Below are 23,703 nucleotides of genomic sequence, written 5' to 3'. Positions count from 1 at the left end.
ACTCAATCGCGCAGGACGGCGATGTCCGTCCTGCGTCCTTCGCCGTATCGTAATCCAACGGCGCGGCCGCTGATTACGACCAGAGCCGTGCAGCGCCGCGGACCCCTGACGAGTCGCCCCAACGCGCCTTGACCACACGTCCCTGCCACAAACCGCCGAACGCATACTGGGCGATTACAGGGGGCAGAAGATCATAGATTTCATCGACGTTCGACATGCCCCCGCCCAGGACGAAGACGTCGGGATCCACGATATTGGCGATCATGGCGAGGGCGCGCCCCAGGCGGCTGATGTAGGCGTCCAAGGTGGAGACAGCATCCGGCTCCCCGGCCCTCGCCGCTTCTACGATCAGCGGCGGATCCATGGCGACGCCGGTTCTGCGTTCGTGATCCAGCCGAACGCCAGTTCCCGAAACCAGCACGTCCAGGCAACCGCGCTTGCCGCACCAGCAGGCGGGTCCGGGGAATTCGTCCTGAGTCATCCACGGCAGAGGAACATGGCCCAACTCGCCTCCCATGCCATTGGCGCCCTCCACGATCCGGCCATCGACCACAAGACCGCCGCCGACACCGGTTCCGACGATGACGCCGAAGGCCGACCGCGCGCCTCCAGCGGCGCCGTCGAAAGCTTCGGACAAGGCCATGCAGTTCGCGTCGTTGGCCAGGCGGATAGGGCGACCGAGCGCCGCCTCAAGGTCGGATTGGAAGGGGCGGCCATTCAAGAACGTGGCGTTGGCGTTGCGCATCATGCCGTCCCGAGGCGATGGCGAACCCGGTGCGCCGATGCCGACCGTGCCCTTTCGCCCCGATTCCTGCTCGACGCCCTGAATCAGGTCGCGAACGGCGCGAATAGCCTGCTCGTATCCGCCTGGATTCGGCGTTCGCAGACGCGACAAGAATGCGCCGGACGGATCGAGCGCCGCCGCCTCGATCTTAGTCCCGCCAAAATCGATACCGATCTGGATCATTGCCTACTCCTTGGGCCGCCCAATATAATACCTGACGCCCTTCCCAAACCTTATCGTTCGGGTAAAAGTCAATTTCATTTATTTATTCGATTTTCTTGTTTGTCGATCACGGGCGCGCCAGACAGTTCCGGATCAAACGTCGTGCGGAATCATGACCCTCAAAACCGCGGCCCAGAAGAAACGCGTGTCCAAGACGCCCCCCAAGGACCCGAACGACTCTCGGTCGCCGCGAACCCTGTCGGGCACTCTTTCGGGCACCAATCTGGAACGGGCCGGCGACTACAATCTGCGCACGGTGCTTCAGGCCATTCGGCTTCAGCCGGATGTCACCCGGATTGAAATTTCCCAGCTGACGGGGCTGACTGCGCCGACCATCGCCAATATCACCCACCGCCTGATCGAAATGGGGCTGGTGACGGTTGTCGGGCGTCGCAAAGGCGTTCGTGGCCATCCCGCCCTGATGCTGCGCGTCGTGCCTGAGGGCGCCTTCAGCATAGGGTTGAACATCGACCGTGACCACCTGACCATTCTCATCCTCGACCTGGAGGGCGTGGTCAGAAGCCGGGTCTCTCGGGAAGCGGCGTTTGCGATGCCCGAAGAGGTCATCGCCTTCGTGCGTGACGAACTGGACGGCGTCATTACCTCCGGCAAGGTTGATCGTACCCGCATTCTGGGCGTGGGGGTCGCCATACCGGACGACCTTGGGCGTATCAGCCTGGCCCATCGTCCCCCCGGCTATGAACGCTGGAGCGACATCGCCATAGACAAGGCGCTGGCCGACCTGATGCCCTGGCCGATTCACTGCGACAACGACGCTGCCGCGGCCGCTTTGGGCGAGGCTGAGTACGGCACCGCCTTCGACAACCCCAGCTTCTTCTATCTGTTGATCAGCGCCGGCCTGGGGGGCGGTTTGGTGATCAATCGGAACTATCATCGCGGCGCCGCCTCCCGGAGCGGAGAGATTGGTCTGATGCCCGACCCGACCGCGATCAGCCCCCACATGCTGGTGCAGGACACAGTCTCCATGTCGGCTCTGTTGGAGCGGCTTGAAAAGGCAGGCCTGGCCTCCCCCTCGATCACCGACCTCGCCGCCCCCTGCCCTGAAGTCGAGGCCGTGATCGGGCGCTGGCTCGAGGATTCGGTGCGATCGCTCACTTTGCCTTTGGTCAACCTCAGTTGCCTGATCGATCCGCACGCCGTCTTGATCGGCGGCCGTCTGCCTGAGGGGTTGATCACCCGACTGGCGGCTGGCCTGACAGAAGCCTTGAGCAGGATGGCGCTCCCGTCCACGCCCAGGATCATGCCAGCCGTAATCGCTCAGGACGCTCCCGCGATTGGCGCGGCCATCTTGCCTTTCCTTGACCAGCTTCTGCCGTCTGACGCGATACTCATGCAGGCGGGTCGCAACTAATCCGCCGAAGACCCCGCCCGCATGGCGGGATCTTCGGTTGACCATCAGACGGTCAGTGCGCGCATGGCGGCGGCGTGCGTCCGAATACGCGCACGGGTGGAGGTGTCGGTGTCGAACACGCCGTACCAACCCTGCGGCTCATGCGGCGGATCGCCCAGCCAGGCCGTGTCGCCGCTCTTGAAACGATGGTCGGGATGAGCCGCGCGACCCTCGCCGTTCCAGGCCCAAAAGTTGGTCCCTGCGACCGGCCCGCCGGCGCGCGCATCGTTGAGCGCCGCCTGGTAGATGGTCTCATAGAAGTCGTCCCGCATGGTCGTGGGAACCGACGGATCATACAGGTCGCCGTCGCGGGGATATCCGAACTCCTCGATCACCAGCGGCTTGTTCAAGCCGCGAGCGATATTGACGTGCTTGGCGATATAGTCGGCGGTCTGCGCCTTAGCGTTGGCGTGGGTGCCGGCCATGTTTTGCCGATCCAGCCAACCCCAGTTGCCGGGCCAGATGTGGGTCGTCACATAGTCGATGTCGGCCGAGCGGTGGGTATCGGCGACGATTTCGGCCCTCTCGCCCGAGCCTTTCAGCCCCTCGCTGCCCGTCGAAACCAATTGGTTGGGGGCGATGGACTTGATCAAGCGCGCCGTGCTGTTGACCCAGGTCAGGAAGGCCGGCTGGTTCTGGCGCACCTTTTCCAGATCCCCCGCCGCCCGGGGTTCGTTCGACAACTGCCAGCTCATGATCGTCGGATCGTCGCGATAGGCGCGGCCCGTCAGCGTATTGGTGCGACCGACCACAGCGCGAATGTAGTGGTGATAGAGGGCCACAGCCTCTGGGCTGCGATAGAAGTCCGCGTTCATGTCGGCGAATTCCGGCCAGGGGTGGGCCGGATCGTTCATGTTGATATAGCGACCGCCATTGACCCAGTGGAGGTAGGTCATCATCCCGCCTGACCACTCCCAGAAGTTGGTCAGATATAGAACCGCCTTCATGTCCCGCCGGGCCATCTCTGCCAGGGTCCGGTCCAGACCGACCAACAGGGTCTCGTTGTAGTCCGTTCCGCGGTCACGGAAGGCCGGCCGCACCGAATTCGTCAGCGGGGACAGTTCGGCGGAAGCGGAAACGCGGATGTTGTTCACCCCGTCCGCCTTCAAACGATCCAGCTCACGTCCCAGCCGGGCGTTATCGCCATAGTCGGCCGCTGCGCCCAGCCACGGCAGGTACCAAGCGTTCGCGCCCGTGTAGCGATAGGGCTTGCCGTTCAATGTGAAGGAGACCCCTTCGCGCCGCACAAATCCGGTGGGTGAGGCCGAGCCCGGCATGGTGGCGCAGGCGACGGCGCCTGGAAGGACAGCCGCCGCTGCGGACGCGGAGAGGATTTGTCGGCGAGTGAACATGGAAACTCCTTGGCGTTTACGAAATTGGCTCAGTCGGCTGCAGCGGGCGACGGCGCGTTCAGCCCCGCCTGCATCAAGTACTGATCGTGAAGGGGCATAGCGGCGGCGCGCTCCATGACGGCCTGCTGGATCTGCACCAAAGTCGAATCCAACTGGGAGAAATCCCGCTGATCGGCGACGGGATGATATCCCTGCGGCGCCATCCCCATTCCCATCAGCACCGAAAGCCAATTGGATTCCTTGAACAACTCCTGATGCCGCGCCAGCACCTCTCCGCGCGAGGCGAACAGGTCGAGGCGCGCCTGAAGCGAGTCCGGCACGGCCATGTCGCGACAGTGACGCCAGAAGGGCGTGTCGTCCCGCTCGGTCAGCTTGTAATGGGCGATCAGGAAGTCGCGAATGCCTTCGTAGTCTTCGGCCATTTCGCGGCTGTATTTCTCGGCCAGGCGCGGTTCGCTGCGGCGCTGTGGGAAATGGGCCAGGAGCTTGGCCACGCCGGCCTGGATCAGGTGAATGCTGGTGGATTCGAGTGGCTCCAAAAACCCGCTGGAGAGGCCGAGGGCGACCACGTTTCGATCCCAGCTCTTGATGCGACGTCCGGCGGTGAAACGCAGGACGCGCGGGTCTCCCAGGGGCTCGCCGTCCAACCGCTCCATCAGGCGCGCGCTGGCCTCGTCCTCGGATAGAAAAGCGCTGCTGAACACATAGCCGTTGCCGGTGCGATGCTGCAGCGGAATGCGCCACTGCCAACCGGCCTCAAGCGCCGTGGCCCGCGTATAGGGCGTCATGTCCGACACTCTTGTGCACGGGACCGCGACGGCCCGGTCCGTCGGCAGCCAGTGGGTCCAGCTCTCGTAGGGGGCGCCCAGGGTTTCCCCAATGAGGAGGCCGCGAAAGCCAGAGCAATCGACGAAGAAGTCGCCGTCGATAACCCGTCCGTCGTCCAACACCAGAGCGTCTACGTCGCCCGTCTCGCCGTGCCGACCAACCTCGACGATCCGCCCCTCTTCGCGAACCACGCCCCTTTCCTCGGAATAGCGGCGCAGGAAGGCGGCGAAGAGGCCGGCGTCGAACTGGTAGGCGTAGTTGACCGGGGGCAGTCGGCGCGGCCGCTCGTCGGCGACCCGCATGAAGCGATTTCGACCCGCCGCCTGGGTTTCGGCGCTGAACAGATCGTGGCCGCCGCCGCCGCCGTTCGCCTTCCACCTCAGCCAGAAATGCTGGAAGGGTATGCCTTCCATATCAACGCCATAATGGCCGAACGGATGGAAGTAGCTGTGGCCCAGCCGACGCCAGTCGGCGAACTCAATCCCCAGTTTGAAGGTCGCCTGCGTGGCGCGGATGAAGTCATCCTCCTTGATGCCCAGGATGCGATTGAACAGCAGGATCATCGGAATAGTGGCTTCACCCACCCCGACCGTGCCGATCTGATCCGACTCGATCACGACGATCTGCCGATCTCGAGTTCCCAAGGTCTTGGCCATCGCGGACGCGGCCATCCACCCGGCGGTTCCTCCGCCGACGACGACGATCTTCTTGATCTCGCTCATGCCGCGCCCCTGGATGATCGCCACGCCTCAACCGACGGCAAACCCGCCGCCTCCTCCACGTTCCGCTGGATAATTCCTAGCAGCCGCTGCCTCTCGACAGCGTCATCAAGCGACTTGCCGGCTGGGTTTGCGTCGGTGGGGATCAGGCCATGCCCGAGCAACATCATGCGCCAGTCATCGGCTTGAAAAACCTCGTCTTCAAAAGGCGGCAGTGCGCCGCGCAAGGCGAACAGATCCAGGCGCGCCTGCAGTGAAGACGGAACCGGCGCCCGCGCAGCCTGACGCCACTTCGGTTCGCTACGGTTCGACAGCCGGTAGTTGGCGGTCTGGTAGTCACGAACCGCTTCGGCATGTCGCCGCACTGCCGAATTGAACAGACGGGCCTCGCCGGCCATATCCTGACAGAGAGGAAAGTTGGCGATCAAATGGCTCAGCCCGATCTGGAGCCCGAGCAGCCACCCGCCCTCCAAGACATCGGTCCTGATCGCCGATCGCCCCAAGGAGACGCAGTTTCCGACCCAGCCGTCTCGCATCCCAGGGCGGGCGGCCGTGTACGCGCCCGAATGGGAGAGCGAGCCGCCAAGAACCGCCTCAAGTTCCATCTTGGCGGTGTCGCCAGAGATTTGATCCTCCAAGACCGCCGCTATGACACGCGTGGCGGCTAAATCCAGAACAGCAGCCCAACCGCTTGGGAAGGCGACATTTTCAGTCAAGGCCTCAAGTTGGTCCGTCCTACTCGCTGTAAAATAGCCAAGCTTGGGGAAGGGGAAGCAAGCAGACCAGTCCTCCCAGGATCCAGCGAGAGCGAGGCGCGCATCTTCGCCGGTCGCATCAATATACAGATCTGCGCTCACGCAGCTGTCGGCGATATCCAGATGCTCGACGCCGCCCTCACGGCGATGGACGGTGAGCGACTGGACGGCCCGTAGGGTCACCCCTGCCGCCAAGGCCTTGCGCTGGAGCAGTTCGACGTAAGCGGCGCCATCGAGATGATAGCCATAATCTGCGCCGTTCCATTCTCCCTGAATCGGCGGCCCCCGGCGCTTTGCCGCAGCAACACCAGCTGGGCTGAAGTCGCCGAAGCTGGCGGTCATGCCCAAGGTCCGCGCGCGCAGCCAGTGCTGGATGAATTCAAGGTGCGACCCTCCGTCGCCGACGCTGGCGTAGGCCCGCACGAACGGCGGCTGATCCAGGTTCCAGCCCGTGAACCTCTGTCCAACGACGGGCACGGCCCCACACTGGGTCACCAGAGCTTGTTCATCCACGCCCAGCAGGCGATGAAGCGCCCGCAGGGCCGGCAGAGCGTCCAGAACGACGGGGGTGGGATTAGTCGGCGTCTGCAAAACCTTGATCGCCACCCCCAACGGCCCCACAGCCCGCGCCAGGGCCAATGCCGTCAGCCAAGCGTCGACGCCTGACCCGACGATCACCACGTGCGAGATAGGCGCGCCCTTCATGCGGCGCGTCCCAGAGCATTGCGCATGACATAGTCGGCGTGGAACGGCATGGCCGCGACTCTCGCCACCAACCGCGCGCGCTCATCCTGCAAGGCCGAAATGACCTGCGCCAACGGCATGTGATCCGCGAGACGATCATAGCCTTGGGGCGGGGCTCCCTGCCCCGTCATCACCGAAATCCAGCTCGGCGCAGCAAACAAGCCGTTGCGATAAGACGGCGCATGGCCGCGGCTTTGGAACAGAGCCGCCGTCTCACGCAGGCTGGCCGGCGGTTCTGTTTCGCGGCGCTCGCGCCAGAAGGGCTCCGGGCGATCATTGAGCCAGTAGTGCAAGATGAGGAAGTCGCGAACGCGGTCGTACTCCAGATCAATAGTTGAGTTGAAAGCGTCGCGCAGGACCGCGTGGCCATTGGCGGCGCCGGGCCAGAATTTGACCAGGTTAGTCACTGCTGCCTGGATCAGATAAATGCTGGTGGATTCCAGCGGCTCGAGGAAGCCGCTTGAGAGCCCGACGGCCACGCAGTTGCCCAGCCAGGAGGCACGGCGGCGTCCAGAACGAAACCGCAGGAAGCGAGGCTCCGCCAGGACGTCCCCGTCAACGCCCGCCAACAGGGCGGCCGCCGCCTCGTCGTCCGATATGTGGGCGCTGGAATAGACATGACCGTTGCCGGTGCGATGCTGCAGCGGAATACGCCACAGCCACCCCGCGCTGGATGCGGTCGATCGCGTGAAGGGCGTGAACGCTTCGGAGCGGGCCGTCGGAACCGCCACGGCTCGGTCGCAGGGCAGCCAATGGCTCCAGTCTTCCCAAGCGTCGCCGGGCTGTTCGCCGATGGCGATGGCGCGAAATCCGCTGCAGTCGATAAACAGATCACCCTCGATCCGCTCGCAGGAGGCCAGCCGAAGGGCGGTGATATGGTCGCCGGTTCGCTCGACCGCCTCTACCCGCCCCTCCGTCCGCAGTAGACCCCGACCCTCGGCGACACGCCTGAGGAAGCCGGCATAAAGGCCCGCGTCGAAATGATAGGCGTAGCTGTAGGTGGACTCGACGCGGCTGGTGTCGAGCGAAGGCGGCTCGAAGCGGTTTTGCCGACAGGCTTCAATCGCATAGGCGTAGTCGTCGATGGGTCCGACCGGAGCCCCCGCCAATCGCGCCCTGTTCCACTGGTGGTGAAACGCCGCTCCTCCCAGCGGACGACCGTGCGCGCCGAAAGGATGGACATAGCGCGAACCGATCCGTCCCCAGTCGACGAATTCGATCCCAAGCTTGTACGTCCCTTGGGTCGCAGCGAGCATGTCGCGCTCGGCAATGCCAGCGAAGGCGTTGAACTCACGAATGGCCGGAAGCGTGGCTTCGCCCACGCCGACGATGCCTATGTCGTCAGATTCGACCAGCCGCACCCGTACCTGCTCGGGATTGAATACGGCGGTCAAAGCGGTCGCAGTCATCCAGCCCGCAGTTCCGCCGCCCAGGATGACGACGGTCTTCGGCTGCCCTTGCGCGGTGTTTCGCATGTCTTCCCTCGGGCAAGGAAGGACGCGCCCCGCCCAGGCGGGGCGCGTCGATGTCGATCAATAGCGCAGGCGCAGGGTGACCATGAACCGGCGATCGGTACGGTTCCAGGAGTAGTCCTTGAGCAGCCCGCCCTCCTCGGCGTCGGTCACCTGTTGCTTGAGCACAGACTCGGTGTCCAGAAGATTGGATGCCTGGAGGTTGAGTTCGGCGTGATCGTTGATCTTGTACCGCACGGACGCATCCAGATAACCCGCTTCCTCCTGCCAGATCGGCAAGCCGATGCAGCAGTCGATCGCTGAGAGCAAGAACTCTGAGCGCCAGTTGTAGGCGAGACGTCCGGCCCAAGGCCCGTTCTCGTACAGGCCTACAAGGTTGAAGCTGTACTTCGACAGACCTTCCAGCTTGTCCGTCGAGATACTGTCTTCGGCCTGGTTCACCCCATTCCCGCTCGTATTAGGATTGCCGCTGCTCGAGACATTGGTGAGGTTCGAGTTCGAAATGCCGGAGTTTTCGACATAGGTGAAGTTAGCCTGTACGCCGAGACCTTGGAACGGCTCAGGCAGAGACTTGAAGAAGGTTTGGAACGCTAGTTCCGCCCCATGGAGCGAGGCGCCGTCTCCATTGACGGGTCCTCTGACCAGCACATCGCGGGTGACCCCGTTGGCGGTGATGGTCTGGTTGTAAGAGCCATACTGAATGTAGTCGTTGAACTTCTTGTAGAAGATGGCCAGCGAGAAGCTGCCGACGTCAGAGAAGTAGTTCTCGAGCGTCAAGTCGAACTGATCAGCGGTGATCGGCTTCAGGTAGGGATTGTAGGCGTCAGCCGTATAGCGCGGCGTTACGCCAACAATCGTGCCGGAGGAGTCCCTCACCCAGCGCTCATCGGTCGGATCAGACGTGCTCGGCAGGTTTACGGCGAGCTGAAGATAGTTCTTCAAATAGCCGATGTCGGGCCGCGACATCGCGCGCGACGCGGCGAAACGCATCAGCCAAGTGTCGTTCAGATCCACCCGCAGATTGAAGCTCGGCAAGAAGTTCTTGTGCTTGGCTTCAGCGGTGCGCTGCTCCGCCAGGCCGTCGGAGAAGGCGATGTCGTCCGCACTGACGTAGCAGCCGATTGTTTGCGGCACGACCGGCGTGGTCGACCCCGGGGGCGGAGAGTTGGGCCGGCAATCCAGAGACGTGGAACGCAGCAGATCAGCATGCGTGAGGTAACCGTCGCTTGTGTCCTTGGTTTCAACATAGCGCGCGCCGATGTTGCCGGAGATTCTATAGCCGCCTATTCTTGTTTCCGGCCCGCCGAACTTGAGCATTGCGTAGACGGCTGCCGTCTCTTCCTGAATCTGGGAAATTTCCTGCGGAAGGTAGCAGCCGTCGACCTCGCCTGCCCGACGGCAGATCGGGGTCCACCGCGAAGAGCCGACACCCACGCTTTCGTAGGCGAAGGCGTCCGAGAAGGCTTCGTGATCTTCCAGGAAACTCCAGCTCGTGAAGGAGTAAGGGCCGCCAGACACCAAGCCGCCGCCGAACACGCCGGGCATCTCCTGCACCGACGCAAGCCCGGCGCTCCAACCCGCAAAGGTCGTGTTCGGAGTCGATGCGTTGCAGTCGCCGTTCACGCTGGCGCCGCCGGTCGTCCGATCCACATTGTACCAAGCGCTGGCTGTGCTGGTGGCGTCGAAGCCGTCGCAGCCCCAGGCATTGGCGACGCCGCCCCAGTTGTAGGTGCTCCAGCGAACCGTCTGTTCTCGATCCGCATATCGGACGCCAGCCTTAAGGCTATCGAGCCAGCCTCCGCCCTGGAAAGCATACTCCAGATCACCGCGTACCGCGAGCTGGTTGCCTTCGCTGTCTTCGGTGTGATCGTTGATATTGTTGAAGCGCCAAGCATTGGGGTTCGACAGGAAGCCGGCGGCGTAGTTGTTATTCGTCCCCGGTGTAAACGTCATCGTCGGGTGCTCGCCCGTCGCGTCGATCCCAATATTGGCGTAGGCGACTTGGCTCACGTCCTGATCGAGGTTGGTCACGGTGGCGTTCACATACTGGACGTCCGCAGAGAACCTCAGACTGTCGCTTACCCGCCACTTCATGTTTAGAGACAGATCTTCTGTCATCTGTTCGTTACGGTTGTAGCGCGTGGAGGACTCCACCTCGCCGCCTCTCGCCTCCGGGGAGCAACCCGCCCAGCTGTAGCAGGCATTGATGATCGGCGTGCCGTCGGACGTCACGCCAATGCCGGCGCCAGACGCGGCGTTATCAAGGCCAACCCATCCGAGAGGGCTGTTCAACACGCCCGTTTCGAAGTTGCCCTCGTCATCGAAGGTCAAGGTCGAGCCGGGCGCAATCGCCAGGGTCGTGCCGAAGCTGCCGTCGTTGATCACATAGTCGCTGGGACGCGCAAACAAGTTAAAGGCGCTGCCCTTGATCGACTGCTCGTGCCAAACATTCTCATAGGTCGAGCGATTGTACTGGAGCGACGCTTCGAAGTTGCCGGCGGTGTCACGATACTGGACGGCTGCGGCAATGCCCTCGCGCGTCCGATCGAACTCCGTATTGCCCAGTCGATACCAGGAGGGGATATATTTCGTGCCGCCGCCGAGGGCTGCTACGTCTTCGAACACGCCCATCCGGCCGTATTGGGCGCTTTCGGAAACACTGCTCAGCTCCGAGTAGGCCAGATTGGCCATGACGCCGAACTCGCCGATCGACGTATCGAACCGGTCGCTGAAGATGGCCGAGACTTCCGGTGTTATCTTGTCGGCCAGATCTCCATAATTGCCCGTCAAGGTCAGAGCGGCGACGCGGCCGGTCGAGTCGAACGGCAGGCGGGTACGTAGGTTGATGGAGCCCGCGATGCCGCCCTCGATCAACTCGGCGGTCTGGTTCTTGTAGGTGTCCACGCCCGACATTAGCTCCGGCGACACGTCACCCCAGCTCAGGCCTCGTGACGAATTTGCGCTGAAGGTGTCGCGGCCATTGAACTCGGAACGCACCTGCGAAAGGCCCCGCACGAGCACGCCGGAGGGCTCGTTGGAAAAGTGGGTGGTGTCAGACGTTGCGGCGTAGCGGTTGACGGTAACCCCAGCCACCCGCTGCAGGGCTTCCGCCACGGACTTGTCCGGGAAAGAACCAATATCTGTGGCGGTGATGGAATCGACCACGGTGTCGGCATCTCGCTTGATCCGCTGGGCCGAGCGCAGAGCCCCGCGAATGCCAGTGACCACGACCTCATCGACGACGGTCGCGTCATCGGTTTGGGCGGCGGCGGCTTCGCTCTGGGCGAAGGCGGTCGTCGGAGCGCCCAAGGTAAGGACGAAGCCGACGGCGATCGCCGAGGTGCCCGCCATCAGAGCCGCAGCCCGTGAAGAACGCGAATTAGTCATTGTTCAGCCATCGCGCCTAAGCGCGCCCCCTGCCGGGCCGAACCGCTCCGCGATCGACCTCTGTTTCCAAACCCGGGGTGCGATCAAGCATTAACAAGCGCTCTCGCAGCCCCTCCCGTCTAACTGCGGGATTGCACACCCGACATTAGCTCGAGACATTTCGAAAACGCCAGCCTTAAATGAAATCTTTTTTTCTATTCCTTGGTGACATGATCTTGCGCCTTTGCTGCGGCAGGCGGCATCAAGGTCTAGGCAGCCGCACGGGCGGTTCGAAGGAGGTCTGAACATGGCTTTGGTCGCGCGCATTCTGGCCGTTATGACGGTCGCAGTTGCGGCATTCGCTTCGACCGCTTCCTTTGCGCGTCCGCTAGGAGCCAAGACGGTCGTGGTTCTGACATATGATGACGCCCTGCCCTCTCAGCTGAGTACAGCCGTACCGGCGCTTAACGCAGCAGGCCTTTCTGGCGTCTTCTTCTTGAGCAATCTCAAGCCTGAGGCTGTGGAGGCCTGGCGCGCGGTGGCTGCGGAAGGACATGAACTGGCCAATCACACCCTGTTCCACCCTTGCCTTTCAGCGACCTTCTCGGCGAGTCCGCGCAATACCCTTGAGGCCCATACGCCCCAAAGTCTGCTCGAAGAGATCGCCCAGGCAAATACCCTGCTGGCGGCGCTCGACGGCAGGAAACGCCATGGTTACGCCATGACCTGTGGTCAGACGTTGGCCGGAGGACAGGACTATATCGAGCCCCTCCGTCGATCCGGGCTGGCCACCTACGCACGCGGCGTGTCGGCAAGCGCGGAAGATCTTCGCCGCGATATCGCCAGCTTGGATCGGATGCATGTGCCGGCCCGCGGCTTTGCGGAAGACGCCACCGCCCAAGACCTGATCGCCTTCGCCGAGGAAGCCCGCGCGGGCGGTGGAATGGCGGTCTTTCTATTCCATGGCGTCGGAGGCGATCATCTCGCCGTCAGCGAAGCCGCGCATGCGGAGCTGCTGGCCTGGCTCGTGTCGCATCGCGACACGATCTGGACCACCACCCTCCAACAGGCTTTCGATTGGAGCGACGCTGCGACCGCAGGGTCTGAGAATCCTTGATGGCGGCATCGGCTCCTGCGCGAAGCGTCGTCTTCAACTATCGAGAAACTTCAGCGCCTTAGGCACGAAGGCCTCGTGGTACTGGAAGATGCCGCCGTGGCCTGCGTCTGGGTAGAGGACCAGTTCGGCGTTCGGCAGGCGGTGCGCCAGCTCGATCGAGTTGCCGCTGGGCACCATTATGTCTTGATCGCCGTTAGCGACGAGCACGGGCTGCCGGATGGCGGCAAGATCCTGCGCCGGCAGGTTTCCCCAAGCCTCGATGGCCTTCAGCTGGCGACGGAAGGCGGCGATGGTGATGGGCTTGTCCTTGTCGCTGCGGCGTTCCTTAAGCCTTTCGAGAAACGCCTTGGCTGCGCTACGGCCGGTTTGGCTCGAGGTGAAGAACAGATAGGTCTTCGGATCCTTCAGGGTCAGCATGCCCTTGATGATCAGAGGGGTGGACACCGCCCCGACCTTGTTGATGCCCTTTCCACCGGCCGGGCCGGTGCCGGTGAGGACGACTTTGCGCACTAGATCGGGGGCCTGGCGAAGCATGTCCAGGGCCACGAACCCGCCGAGCGAGAAGCCCATGAGATCGATCCGGGTCAGGCCCAGCGCACTGACGGCAGCCAGCATGTCGGCGGCCATCTCGGCCACCGTCAGGGGCGCCTGTCCGCCAGAAGCGCCGACGCCCCGATAGTCGAGGGCGAAGACGGTGCGGTTCGTCGCCAGGCCGTCCAAGATGCGCGGATCGAAATTATCCAGCGTCGCCCCCCAGTGATTCAGCATCACTAGCGGAAGGCCGTCGCCTGATCCCAGCCGACGGTAGGCGAAACCTGTTCCCGCCGCATCGACCATCCGGTTGGGGGTGGTGCTCCAGGTGTCTGCAGACGCGGCGGTCAAGGGGGCGACGCTCATTGCTCATCCGCCTTGACGGTGACGACGACCTTGCCCCTGGCGCGGCCGGTTTCGATATAGGCGAAGGCGGCGTTGAGATCGGCGAAGGCGAAAATGCGATCCAGCACGGGGCGGATGTCGCCCGCCTCGATCAAGGCGGTGATCCGACCCAGCTGTTCGCCGCCTGCGCGCATGAACAGGAAGGAATATTCGATGTCCTTCGCCGCCGCCTCGTGCCGGATCTTGCGGCTGATCAGGCGCAACACCAGTCGAAGGACCGGGTTGAGGCCTTGGGCCTTGGCGAAGGCCGGATCGGGCGGCCCGGAGATCGAGATTAGCTTGCCGTCGGGCTTCAGCACCTCGAGCGAACGCTCGAGCGCCTCGCCGTCGAGGCTGTTCAACACCACGTCGTAGTCCGTCAAAAGCGCAGCGAAGTCCTGGCTCTTGTAGTCGATAACCACATCGGCCCCTAGGCTGCGGACCAGATCGGCGTTGGCGGCGCTGGTCGTCGTGGCCACCGTGGCGCCGAGGTGTTTGGCCAACTGGATGGCGACCGTGCCCACCCCGCCGGAACCGGCGTGGATCAGGACCTTCTGACCGTGGCTCAGGTTGGCGCGATCCACCAGCACCTGCCAAGCGGTCAAAGCGACCAAGGGCATGGAGGCCGCTTCCTCCATGGTCAGGTTGCCGGGCTTCGGCGCGATATCCGCTTCATCGACCGCGATGAGCTCGGCGAAGGTTCCGATCCGGCCGTCTCGCGGCCGGCCATAGACGGCGTCGCCGACCTTGAATCGACGCGCATTCGGGCCGACGCGCACGACCTTGCCCGCCACGTCGTGGCCCAGCACGAAGGGCGGACGATACGGCAATATGGGCTTGAATTCGCCGTCGCGGACCTTGGCGTCGAGCAGGTTCAGCCCAGCGGCGTGGACTTCTATCAGCACATCGTTGTCGCGTAGCGCCGGGTCAGGACGTTCGCCGAGACGCAGAGCGCTCTTCTTGGCGTAGCGGTCGAGGATGTAGGCTTTCATTTGGACATTCCTTCGCGCAGCTCAGCGGTCGGTCAGGCGCGAGGGGCGTCGAACCGGGGATAGTCGGTGTAGCCCTCAGCGCCGCCGCCATAGAGGGTCGCCGGATTGATATCCGCCAAGGCGGCGCCGCTTTTCAGCCGTTCCACAAGGTCAGGGTTCGAGATGAAGGGCCGACCAAAGGCGAACAGATCAGCCTCGCCCGTGCTGAGCCGCGCCTCGGCCAAATCACGGTCGTAGCCGTTGTTGGCGATGTAGGTGTTCTGGAACCGGCGGCGCAGCGATCCGTAGTCGAAGTCGGCGTTATCGCGTGGGCCGCCGGTCGCGCCTTCCACCACGTGGATATAGACAAGTCCGAGCCCGTTCAGCTGATCGACGATATAGTCGAACTGGGCCTGAGGGTCACTGGACGATATGGCGTTGGCAGGAGAGGCGGGCGAGAGCCGGATGCCGGTACGGTCGGCTCCAATCTCGTCGGCGACCGCAGCGGCGACTTCCAGCATAAGGCGTGCGCGGTTCTCAACCGATCCGCCGTAAGCGTCGGTGCGGACATTGGCGCCGTCCTTGGCGAACTGATCAAGCAGATAGCCGTTGGCGCCATGGATCTCGACGCCGTCGAACCCAGCCGAGATGGCGTTCGCGGCGGCCCGTCTGAAATCTTCCACAATGCCCGGAAGTTCTTCCAGCTCAAGCGCGCGCGGCTCGGACACATCGGCAAAGCCGTTGTTCACAAACGTCTTTGTCTCTGCTCTGATCGCGGACGGGGCGACCGGGGCCGTCCCGCCGGGTTGCAGATCGACGTGCGAGATGCGACCCACGTGCCAGAGCTGCAGGACGATGCGGCCGCCTTCATTATGGACGGCCTGGGTCACCTTGCGCCAGCCTTCGACCTGGGCTGCGTCATAGATGCCGGGCGTGTCCTGATACCCCTGCCCTTGTTGAGAGATCTGCGTCGCCTCGGCGATGATCAGACCCGCCGTGGCGCGCTGCCGATAGTATTCCACGGCGAGGTCGCCGGGCACGAAGCCCGGCCCCGCCCGATTGCGCGTCAAGGGCGCCATGACGATGCGGTTAGAGAGTGTAACGGGGCCGAGGTCGTAGGAAGAGAATAGTGCGGTGGTCGTCATGGGGTGTCTCGCAGTCTGGAACAGTGGACGCCGTGTCGGGATCAACCGCGGTAGCGGTCCGCCGGGACTGTCGTGGCGAATCCAGGCAGCATCACTTGTCGGGCGCCCTGGAACGCCTCCCACAGGCCGGCGTCCTGAAGCGGTGGAATGGTGACGGGCTCGCGACGGTCGAAGCCGACCATGGCGGCGTCCACTAGATCCGCGACCTCCATCAGCGACGGCAGGTTTGCGGGGTCGGCGCCCGACCGGTCCCAGATTTCGGTTCGGGTGCCAGACGGCAGGACGGCCTGAACATAGACCCCCTTGGGGCCCAGCTCGAAGGCTAGGCCTTGCGAAAGGAAGAGAACGAACGCCTTGGTCGCGCCATAGGTGGTCAAGCCAAACTCAGGCGCGAGACCCACGACGGAGCCGATGTTGACGATGGCTCCGCTTCCAGCTTGGACCAGACGGGGCGCGATAGCGTTGGCGAGTTCAAGGACCGCTGCAACGTTCAGGGCTACAAGGTTTTGCTGCGCGATGCTGGATTGCTCTACGAACACACCGCTGAGGCCGGCGCCGGCATTGTTGATCAGGACGCCGATGCGGTCGTCTTCGCGCACACGTTTGGAAACGGCTGCAAGGTCCGCAGCCTGGGTCAGATCCGCCTTCACGACGTCGATGGAAACGCCGGTTTGGGCGCGAAGTTTGGACGCCAGAGCTTCCATGCGAACTTCGTCACGAGCCACAAGCACCAGGTCTTGGCCTCGGCGCGCGAAGCGGTCTGCATAGGCGGCGCCGATGCCGCTGGAGGCTCCGGTTATCAAGACGGTCGGTTGGTCGGACATTGCTGCAACTCCTTGCTGGTCGTTATTTATGACGATTATCATCTGAGTTGCGGAATATGATACCCGTCATGTATAAGTCAACAGGCATGTAGGAGTTTTGAAATGAGAGTGACGCGCGAACAGATGCAGGCCAACCGGACGCGGATCCTGGACGCGGCCGGCAGCCTGTTCCGTGAAAAAGGCTTCGACGCCGTCAGCGTGGCCGAGGTCATGAAGGCCGCCGGCCTGACGCACGGCGGTTTCTACGGCCACTTCGAGTCCAAGGACGATCTGATCGCCAAGACGATCGCCCACATATTCGCCGCAGGGGCCCAAGGGCCGGATGATCTGACGACCTTTCTCGACGCCTATCTATCGCCCTTACACCGCGACAGCATCGCCAAGGGATGCCCCACGGCCGCCCTGGTCGCCGACGTGCGACGTCAGACGCCGGCGGCGCGTGTCGCCATGACTGCCGGGTTTAACGCCCAGATCGACCGCATCACCTCTGCGGTCGCCCAGACAGAGTCCTGCCACGCCCGACGGGCCGCGATCGGCGCCTGGGCGGCGCTGGTCGGCGCCATTGTGTTGGCGCGCACTACTGATGACCCGGCCCTATCTGATGAGATCCTGAAGGAGACGCGCGATTGGATCAGCAACCGGACGACAGAGCCGCAGACTGATGGCGACACAGCCTTGGCGCCTTCTGAAGCCTAGATCGAGCCGCCGGCGGCTGCGGACGCTCCTATACCGAAGTCTCGTCGCCACGGTCGCTGCGGATCAAATCTTTCTCGCACTGACGAGCAAGAGGCTCGCGGAGAGGCCTAAAAAGGCTCCGCCGAGGATCAGGGCTTGCGCCGAGCCTGTATCCTGCACGAGCAGCGCCGCACACAGCGGGCCGAAAGCGGAGCCCAGCAATTGCGCCGCCCCAACCTGAAGCGCGGCGCGCCGTGTGGGATCGATTTCGATCATCCTCTGCGTCTGGATCGGCAGGGCGAACATCCAGAGGAACCCGAACACGGCCATGGCGGTCATGAAGACAAGGGGCGACGGCCGACTGGCCAGCACAAGCAGCACGGCGGCGTAGATCACGACGACACCCAGCAGCACAGGCAGGCTTCGCCACCGTCCGCCCAGGGCCGTTGCGGCCGCCCCGCCCGCCACCTGAGCGCCCAAGGCGATCGATATGGTCAGGCCGGCCGCCTGGGGAGTCAGACCGGAACGGGCCGCCAAAGGTTCCAGATAGACCCATGTGGCTACGATGAAGGCCATGAACAGGAAGATGGAGACCAGCCCGGCGACTGCGGCGGCGTTGATCGGTCCTTTCCCGCCGGACGACGACGGCAGACGATCATATCGGCTCGGCCCGACGCCGGCGACCAGCGCCGCAAGGACCGACAGGCCGGTCAGGGCTATGAGCGCGCCGTTGACGCCGAACTGAGGCACGATGAAGAGGGCCAGGCCTGAGGCGGCGACGAGTTGGCCCAGGGTCTGCGTCGTGGCGAAAACACCGGCCACGCGTTCGGGATTGTGGGCGCGAACGATCATATTGATCGTGCCCCACAGCATCAGTCCTTCGAATACGCCCGCGGCCGCGCGATCGGCGATGATCCACAAGCCGGTCGCGCCGACGCCAGCCAGGGTGACCCCGGCGTGGGCCAGGGCGGCGAGAATCAGACGAAGACGAATGTGTTCAGGCTTCAGTCGGGCCGCCGCAACGCCGCAGGTCAACCCGAGCGTCAGCAGCTCGACCATCGCCGTCAGGCCGATTTCCGCTTCGGTCAGGCGAGCTTCACGCAGAAGACCGCCAAGGACCAGCGGCTGAAGGCCCGCGATCAAAAGGGCGACAATGCCGACGGTCAGGCTGGCTGCCGTCGCGCGTGGGGAGGTTTGCATACTGGCGGCCGGCGGCGTCATTGCTGGCCGTACTTTCTAAAAGCCTGAAGGATGCGCGCCATTTCCGTTTCATCCAGCAGTTTTGCGCCGCCCAGGGCCGCAGTCCCCCAGAAGACGGCGGCCTGCTCCTCCACTTCTTCAGCGATCAGCAGCGCGAGGTCGAGACCGGGGGCGACGACCACCTGGCCGTGGTTCGCCATCAGCGCCGCATACTGCCCGCCCAGGGTCTCGACGACGGCGTCCGCCAGCGCCTCCGACCCGAAGGTGGCGTAGGGCGCGACCGGAATGGAGCCGCCGCCTCCGACCGCGACCATATAGTGCAGGGGCGGTATGGGCGTGCCCGCGCAGGCCAGAATGGTGGCGTGGCGTGAATGGCAGTGGACGACGGCGGACGCGTCCGGCCGCCGCTGCAACAGCCGCTGGTGCATCCGCCACTCGCTGGACGGCTTGAGCGCTCCGGCCCCAACCGTGCCGTCGGCGTCCACTCGCACGATCATGTCGGCGGTCATGCGCAAGGGCGGCACGCCGCTGGGCGTCACCAGCATCGCATCGCCCAGCCGCGCCGAGACATTGCCGGATGTTCCGCGGTTCAGACCGCGGGTGTCCATCGCCTGCATGACGGCGACGATGCCGGCCCTCAGTTCCGCCTCATCGGGATGGGTCATTCGCTCACGGCCCTCGGCGACAGATTGCTCATCGCGGCCGTAACATCGTCCGCCGTCGTCAGAACACCCAGCGTGCCGGCCCCTTGGGCCACAAGAGCGGCCGTGGCGCTGGCGAAACGACAGGCGTCCAGCGCAGAGAGACCTCGGTCGAGACCGGCGATAAAGCCTGCGCAGAAGGCGTCGCCGCAGCTGGTGGTGTCCAACGGACGAATATCATAGGCCGGCACGACGATTATCTCGCGGTCAAGACAGGCGACGGCGCCCAGCGCGCCAGCCTTGATGATGCAGCCCCCCGCCCCGCAGTCCACAAAGAACCGCGCCGCATCCACCAGATCCTCACAGCCTGACAGCATAACGGCCTCGGTGGCGCTTGGCAGGAAATAGTCCACCGCCGGCAGAAGAAGCCGCAACTCCTCCATGGCGGTCGGTTGGGGCGCGATCAGGTCACACGTGACGACGGCGCCGCTCGCGCGCGCCGACGCGACCAGTTGCGCCCCCGATCCGCCGTCAAGCAGCGGGCCGCCGACCCCGGCGTAATGCAGAAAGCGCGTGTCGCCCGCAGCAGCGGACGTCGCCGCCGAGACCCCGGCGAAGAGCCCGGCCCCCATGGCGTGGAAATTGGGACGTTCCCCCCGTGAGTTCACGGCCAGCACCGTGGTCGAGGTCGGAAGGTCAGGCAGGGTTTCCAACAGGGACAGATCGACGCCCCGCTCTTCCAGCCCCAAACGCACCACCCTGCCCGCCAGATCTCCGCCGACCGCCGACGCCAGGCGTGTAGGCACCCCCAGAACGGAGGCGATCAACGCCGTCCCTCCCGCCGTTCCGGCGGGCGCCACGACGATGCGTTCGACCAGGATGGTCCCCTCATCCGCCGGCAGGGCGTCGATGGGCAGAGCCACCACATCGAGGGTCGTCAGTCCCAGACATATCAAGCCGCTCGACATGGTCACACGCCCCTTCGCTCAGAGTGGCTGAATCGAGTGGATGGCGTGGTGGGCCATCTGCAGTTTGGCCACCGGCTCCAAGGGACCGGCCGCCTTGAGAAGCTTGAAGCTCTCGTCCGCAACCTCCAGCGTGAAATCGATATCGGCCTCGGTCATTGCGGCCGAGAAGAACATGTTGTGCCAGGGGTGGAAGTAGACGCCGCGCCGGATCAGGGCGTTGCACCAGAAATAGCCTTTGGCCATGTCGGCATCCTCTTCGAACATGATCAAAGGCAGCTCTTCAGGCCCGGTCTGGCGAAGCGCGAAACCGTGCCGCCCTGCCGCTTCGTCCAGTCCAGACCGCAGCCGCTTGCCCAGGGCCAGGTTTGTCTCGAGATAATCGGTCTCACGAATGTGCTTGAGGGTCTCCAGCGCCGCCGCCATCGGGGCCGCCGAGAACCAGTAGGAGCCCGTGACATAGACGAAGGCCGCTGCGCCCCGCGCCTTCTCCGACCCCAGAAGCGCCGAAATGGGGTGGCCGTTGGCGATGGCCTTGCCCCAGGTCGATAGATCCGGCTGAACCCCGACCAGCGACCAACTGCAGTCCCGCGCCAGTCTGAACCCTGCACGGACGTCATCGACGATCAGCAAGGCGCCATGCTCATCACATAACTCACGCGCTCGCGTGGCGTAGGCGGTCGTCGGCCGCTCCTGATCGACGAAGGTGTCGTGCTTGATCGGCGAGGCGAATATGGCGGCCAGATCGGAACCGGCGGCGGCCACCGCCGCCTCCAGGCTTTCGACGTCATTATAGTCGTAGAAGATCTGATTGGCGCGATCCTCGGTCGTAACGCCGAGCGACAGCGGCGTGCACCAGGGCGCCGCGCCGTGATAGGCGCCGCGCGCCCGGACGATGGTCTTCTTCTGGGTATGATTGCGCGCCACCATCAGGGCCATGGTGGTGGCGTCGGTGCCGTTCTTGCAGAACATCGCCCAGTCCGCGTGAGTCACTTGGGCGGTGAAGGCCTCGGCCAACTCAACCATCACCTCAGCAGGGCCGGTCAGGGTGTCGCCTTGGGACATCCGGCGCACATAGGCCTGGTCGATCGCCTCTACGCCATAGCCGAAAAGGCTGGGGCCGTAGCCGCAAAGGTAATCAATGTAGCGATTGCCGTCGGCGTCCCAGAGGTAGGGGCCCGAGCCTCTCGAGAAGAACTGGGGATAGTCGTCCGGCAAGAGCATCACCGACTGGTGCCCATACATCCCGCCTGGAATCACGGCTTCCGCACGCGCACGTAGCGCCCGGTCCGACGTATTGGTCCAAGTCATGCCATGCCCCGTGCATAAAAGTAGTCTTAACTACCTTTACGGCGCGCCGGATCACCGTCAAGACAGCTATTGAACAGACGCGCATATTTTCGGAATGGAGCCCATGGACACGCTCGAACAGGAACTTGCTTCCATCCTCCAAGCCATGAAGGCCAAAACGTCGAGCGAGGGTCTGCCTGACGCTTCCGTCCGTATCGACCGTCTGGACCGTTGCATCGGCCTACTGGTCGATCATCAGGACGCATTGATCGACGCCATGGCCGAGGATTTTGGGACACGGGCGAGAGAAGCCTCCCGACTGACCGACATCGCCGCCTCCATCGGCGCGCTGAAACATGCACGCGCCCATGTCCGCCGCTGGATGCGGCCAGAACGGGTCTCGACCACGCCCGCCCTGCTGGGTCTGTTCGGCGCCCGGGCGCGGATCGAGGCGCAGCCCAAGGGCGTCGTCGGATTGATCGCGCCGTGGAATTTCCCCGTATTCCTGGTCTTCGGTCCCCTCGCCGGCATTCTGGCGGCAGGCAATCGCGCGATGATCAAGCCGTCCGAGCTGACCCCGCGAACGTCCGCCCTTTTGAAAACCCTGATCGAGGCCGCCTTCGCCCCCGATGAAGTCGTCGTCGTCACCGGCGGCTCGGACGTCGGTCAGGCGTTCGCCGCGCAGGCGTTCGACCATCTGGTGTTCACCGGCGGCGCCCGCGTCGGTCGGATGGTGCTGGCGGCCGCCGCCAAGACCCTGACGCCGGTCACGCTGGAGCTGGGCGGCAAATGCCCCGCCATCGTCTCGAGCGGCGCCGACCTAGGCGTGGCCGCTGCACGGATTATGAACGGCAAAACATTGAACGCCGGTCAGATCTGCCTCGCTCCAGACTATGCGTTAGTTCCGGCGGATCGGGTGGACGCCTTCGCCGACGCGGCGTCCCAGGCGGTTGCGGCCATGTTCCCCAAACTGACGGACAGTCCGGACTACGCCTCCATCATAGACGCGCGCAGTTTCAGTCGGCTTGCGGCCTATGTCGAAGACGCGCGCGCCAAAGGGGCGCGCATCCTGGAACTCCGCCCTGAGGGACAGCCGCCCGCCAGGCCGGAGACCCGCCAGTTCCCGCCGACCCTGATCCTGGACGCGACGCCCGAGATGGCGGTGATGCAGGAGGAGATTTTCGGCCCGATTTTGCCGGTCGTCGCCTACGACCAGATCGAGAACGCCGTGGCACACGTCAACGCTCGTGACGCGCCCCTCGCCGTCTACTGGTTCGGCTCGGATCGACGCGAAAGGGATTTCGTCCTGTCCCACACGCGCAGCGGCGGTGTGACGATCAATGACGTCATCTTCCACGTCGCCCAGGAAGGCCTGCCGTTCGGCGGGGTCGGGCCGTCCGGATTCGGCGCCTATCAGGGGCGCGACGGCTTTCTGGAGTTCAGCCATCGCCGTTCGATCTTTGAACAGGTTCCGGTCGAACTCGGCCCGCTGCGTGATCTTCGCCCGCCGTTCGGTCCTGCGATCCGAAAATATCTTGCTGGGCGGATACGCCGTTAAGCCGGCGCACCTTCGGAGGAAGGCGCCGCCTTGCCGCCTACAAATCGGGAGTAATAGAGGCAGACCATGCTGCACACTTCCCGGGTCACCAAAGCCTCATCGACGTCAGGTTCCTCGAGCACCATTTCCGTCGCGGCGAACATCAGCTCCGTGGTGATCCGCGTCGCCGCATAGACCTCCTCCGTGCTTGACTGCGGATGCTGTTCCAGCAGGCGTTCGGCCGTATGGCGCGCCACCTTGTCGCGCGAAGCGATCCGGATGTCCTGTAGCAGCGGCACCGCGCGCATCGCGCGTAATATCCAGACGCCGCCGGGCATGTCGCGCGTGATCTGATTGACCGTTTCCTGAATACGCCGGTTCTGATCAATCGCCTCCTCGATGGTGTCCGCCTCGAGCCCGCCCCCCTCGATCCAGTCGAACACCGCCTGATCCTGAGCCTCCATCAGCCGTCGCCCCAGTTCGCCGAGAATGGCGTACTTGTTGGGGAAATAGCGATAGAGGGCCGGCGGCGTCAGGCCGGCCCTCTGGCACACCAGGTTCGTCGACAACCGCTCAAAACCGACTTCCGCCAGCAGATCCCCGGCGACGGCGAGGATCATTTCGAAGGTGTGCTGAGAGCGGGCTTGAGACGGCTTGACCTTGGTGTCGAGCGACACCTCGACCGCGCCGACGCTCTTGTCCGCCTCCTTGTTACGCTTCGCCATGGGTTTTCGCAGGTCCGATGAGTCTGCTGCACTAAACCGGATGGG

19 protein-coding genes are annotated in these 23,703 nt (G+C 64.0%); 4 read left to right on the top strand and 15 right to left on the bottom strand.

What is annotated here, in order from left to right; genetic code table 11:
- Nucleotides 1-73: 73 nt before the first annotated feature.
- On the bottom strand, nt 74-967 hold the full coding sequence (locus PKE72_RS14990; RefSeq protein WP_271166175.1) for an ROK family protein: 894 nt from the start codon (nt 965-967) through the stop codon (nt 74-76).
- A gap of 151 nt (nt 968-1,118) precedes the next feature.
- Here PKE72_RS14990 and PKE72_RS14985 point away from each other — a divergent pair, with 151 nt between their 5' ends.
- Complete coding sequence (locus tag PKE72_RS14985; RefSeq protein ID WP_271166174.1) at nt 1,119-2,378, top strand: ROK family transcriptional regulator; 1,260 nt, start codon at nt 1,119-1,121, stop codon at nt 2,376-2,378.
- A 44-nt stretch (nt 2,379-2,422) separates the two neighbouring features.
- On the opposite strand, the gene PKE72_RS14980 is transcribed toward PKE72_RS14985, so the two are convergent.
- From PKE72_RS14980 to PKE72_RS14960, 5 genes are read right to left on the bottom strand one after another with little or no spacing between them, the layout of a single operon-like run.
- Complete coding sequence (locus tag PKE72_RS14980; RefSeq protein ID WP_271166173.1) at nt 2,423-3,769, bottom strand: glycoside hydrolase 5 family protein; 1,347 nt, start codon at nt 3,767-3,769, stop codon at nt 2,423-2,425.
- A gap of 29 nt (nt 3,770-3,798) precedes the next feature.
- A complete protein-coding gene (locus PKE72_RS14975) occupies nt 3,799-5,319 on the bottom strand; it encodes a tryptophan halogenase family protein (RefSeq protein WP_271166172.1) in 1,521 nt (506 codons plus the stop codon).
- Entirely contained in the window at nt 5,316-6,776 is a 1,461-nt protein-coding gene (locus PKE72_RS14970) for a tryptophan 7-halogenase (protein ID WP_271166171.1), read from the bottom strand. The genes PKE72_RS14975 and PKE72_RS14970 overlap by 4 nt, the downstream gene beginning before the upstream one ends.
- Nucleotides 6,773-8,290, bottom strand: coding sequence for a tryptophan halogenase family protein (locus PKE72_RS14965; protein ID WP_271166170.1), 1,518 nt, complete (start codon nt 8,288-8,290; stop codon nt 6,773-6,775). The genes PKE72_RS14970 and PKE72_RS14965 overlap by 4 nt, the downstream gene beginning before the upstream one ends.
- Nucleotides 8,291-8,347: 57 nt before the next feature.
- Nucleotides 8,348-11,638, bottom strand: a complete 3,291-nt coding sequence (locus tag PKE72_RS14960) for a TonB-dependent receptor (RefSeq protein WP_271166169.1) — start codon at nt 11,636-11,638, stop codon at nt 8,348-8,350.
- 259 nt (nt 11,639-11,897) lie between these two features.
- On the opposite strand from PKE72_RS14960, the gene PKE72_RS14955 reads away from it, so the two are divergent.
- Nucleotides 11,898-12,770, top strand: a complete 873-nt coding sequence (locus tag PKE72_RS14955; protein WP_271166168.1) for a polysaccharide deacetylase family protein — start codon at nt 11,898-11,900, stop codon at nt 12,768-12,770.
- A 33-nt stretch (nt 12,771-12,803) separates the two neighbouring features.
- Here PKE72_RS14955 and PKE72_RS14950 read toward each other — a convergent pair whose 3' ends face one another.
- The 4 genes from PKE72_RS14950 to PKE72_RS14935 are packed head-to-tail and all read right to left on the bottom strand — an operon-like array spanning nt 12,804 to nt 16,625.
- Nucleotides 12,804-13,667 (bottom strand): alpha/beta fold hydrolase, encoded by an 864-nt coding sequence (locus PKE72_RS14950; protein ID WP_271166167.1) that lies wholly within the window; start codon nt 13,665-13,667, stop codon nt 12,804-12,806.
- Entirely contained in the window at nt 13,664-14,677 is a 1,014-nt protein-coding gene (locus tag PKE72_RS14945; protein WP_271166166.1) for an NADP-dependent oxidoreductase, read from the bottom strand. The genes PKE72_RS14950 and PKE72_RS14945 overlap by 4 nt, the downstream gene beginning before the upstream one ends.
- Before the next feature lie 32 nt (nt 14,678-14,709).
- Nucleotides 14,710-15,801, bottom strand: a complete 1,092-nt coding sequence (locus tag PKE72_RS14940; protein ID WP_271166165.1) for an alkene reductase — start codon at nt 15,799-15,801, stop codon at nt 14,710-14,712.
- A gap of 41 nt (nt 15,802-15,842) precedes the next feature.
- Complete coding sequence (locus PKE72_RS14935) at nt 15,843-16,625, bottom strand: SDR family NAD(P)-dependent oxidoreductase (protein ID WP_271166164.1); 783 nt, start codon at nt 16,623-16,625, stop codon at nt 15,843-15,845.
- Between the two features lie 102 nt (nt 16,626-16,727).
- On the opposite strand from PKE72_RS14935, the gene PKE72_RS14930 reads away from it, so the two are divergent.
- A complete protein-coding gene (locus tag PKE72_RS14930) occupies nt 16,728-17,321 on the top strand; it encodes a TetR/AcrR family transcriptional regulator (RefSeq protein WP_271166163.1) in 594 nt (197 codons plus the stop codon).
- A 63-nt stretch (nt 17,322-17,384) separates the two neighbouring features.
- On the opposite strand, the gene PKE72_RS14925 is transcribed toward PKE72_RS14930, so the two are convergent.
- From PKE72_RS14925 to PKE72_RS14910, 4 genes are read right to left on the bottom strand one after another with little or no spacing between them, the layout of a single operon-like run.
- On the bottom strand, nt 17,385-18,500 hold the full coding sequence (locus PKE72_RS14925) for an MFS transporter (protein ID WP_271166162.1): 1,116 nt from the start codon (nt 18,498-18,500) through the stop codon (nt 17,385-17,387).
- Nucleotides 18,501-18,517: 17 nt separating this feature from the next.
- Nucleotides 18,518-19,165 (bottom strand): class II aldolase/adducin family protein, encoded by a 648-nt coding sequence (locus PKE72_RS14920; RefSeq protein WP_271166161.1) that lies wholly within the window; start codon nt 19,163-19,165, stop codon nt 18,518-18,520.
- Nucleotides 19,162-20,109 carry a carbohydrate kinase family protein gene (locus PKE72_RS14915; protein WP_271166160.1) on the bottom strand — a complete coding sequence of 316 codons (948 nt, stop codon included), beginning with the start codon at nt 20,107-20,109 and terminating at the stop codon, nt 19,162-19,164. Before PKE72_RS14915 ends, PKE72_RS14920 begins: the two co-directional genes overlap by 4 nt.
- Nucleotides 20,110-20,127: 18 nt before the next feature.
- Nucleotides 20,128-21,417 (bottom strand): aminotransferase class III-fold pyridoxal phosphate-dependent enzyme, encoded by a 1,290-nt coding sequence (locus PKE72_RS14910; RefSeq protein WP_271166159.1) that lies wholly within the window; start codon nt 21,415-21,417, stop codon nt 20,128-20,130.
- Between the two features lie 94 nt (nt 21,418-21,511).
- On the opposite strand from PKE72_RS14910, the gene PKE72_RS14905 reads away from it, so the two are divergent.
- Nucleotides 21,512-22,954: a coniferyl aldehyde dehydrogenase gene (locus tag PKE72_RS14905; protein WP_373878105.1), complete on the top strand. Its 1,443-nt coding sequence runs from the start codon at nt 21,512-21,514 to the stop codon at nt 22,952-22,954.
- Here the strand turns inward: PKE72_RS14905 and PKE72_RS14900 are convergent.
- Nucleotides 22,951-23,658 carry a TetR/AcrR family transcriptional regulator gene (locus PKE72_RS14900; protein ID WP_271166158.1) on the bottom strand — a complete coding sequence of 236 codons (708 nt, stop codon included), beginning with the start codon at nt 23,656-23,658 and terminating at the stop codon, nt 22,951-22,953. The two genes, PKE72_RS14905 and PKE72_RS14900, sit on opposite strands and share 4 nt — an antisense overlap.
- Nucleotides 23,659-23,703 lie beyond the last annotated feature (45 nt).

This window comes from Brevundimonas intermedia (assembly GCF_027922165.1).
GTDB lineage: Bacteria > Pseudomonadota > Alphaproteobacteria > Caulobacterales > Caulobacteraceae > Brevundimonas > Brevundimonas intermedia.
The sequence above is the reverse complement of the archived record's forward strand: the minus strand, read 5'-3'. Positions and strand labels throughout refer to the sequence as shown.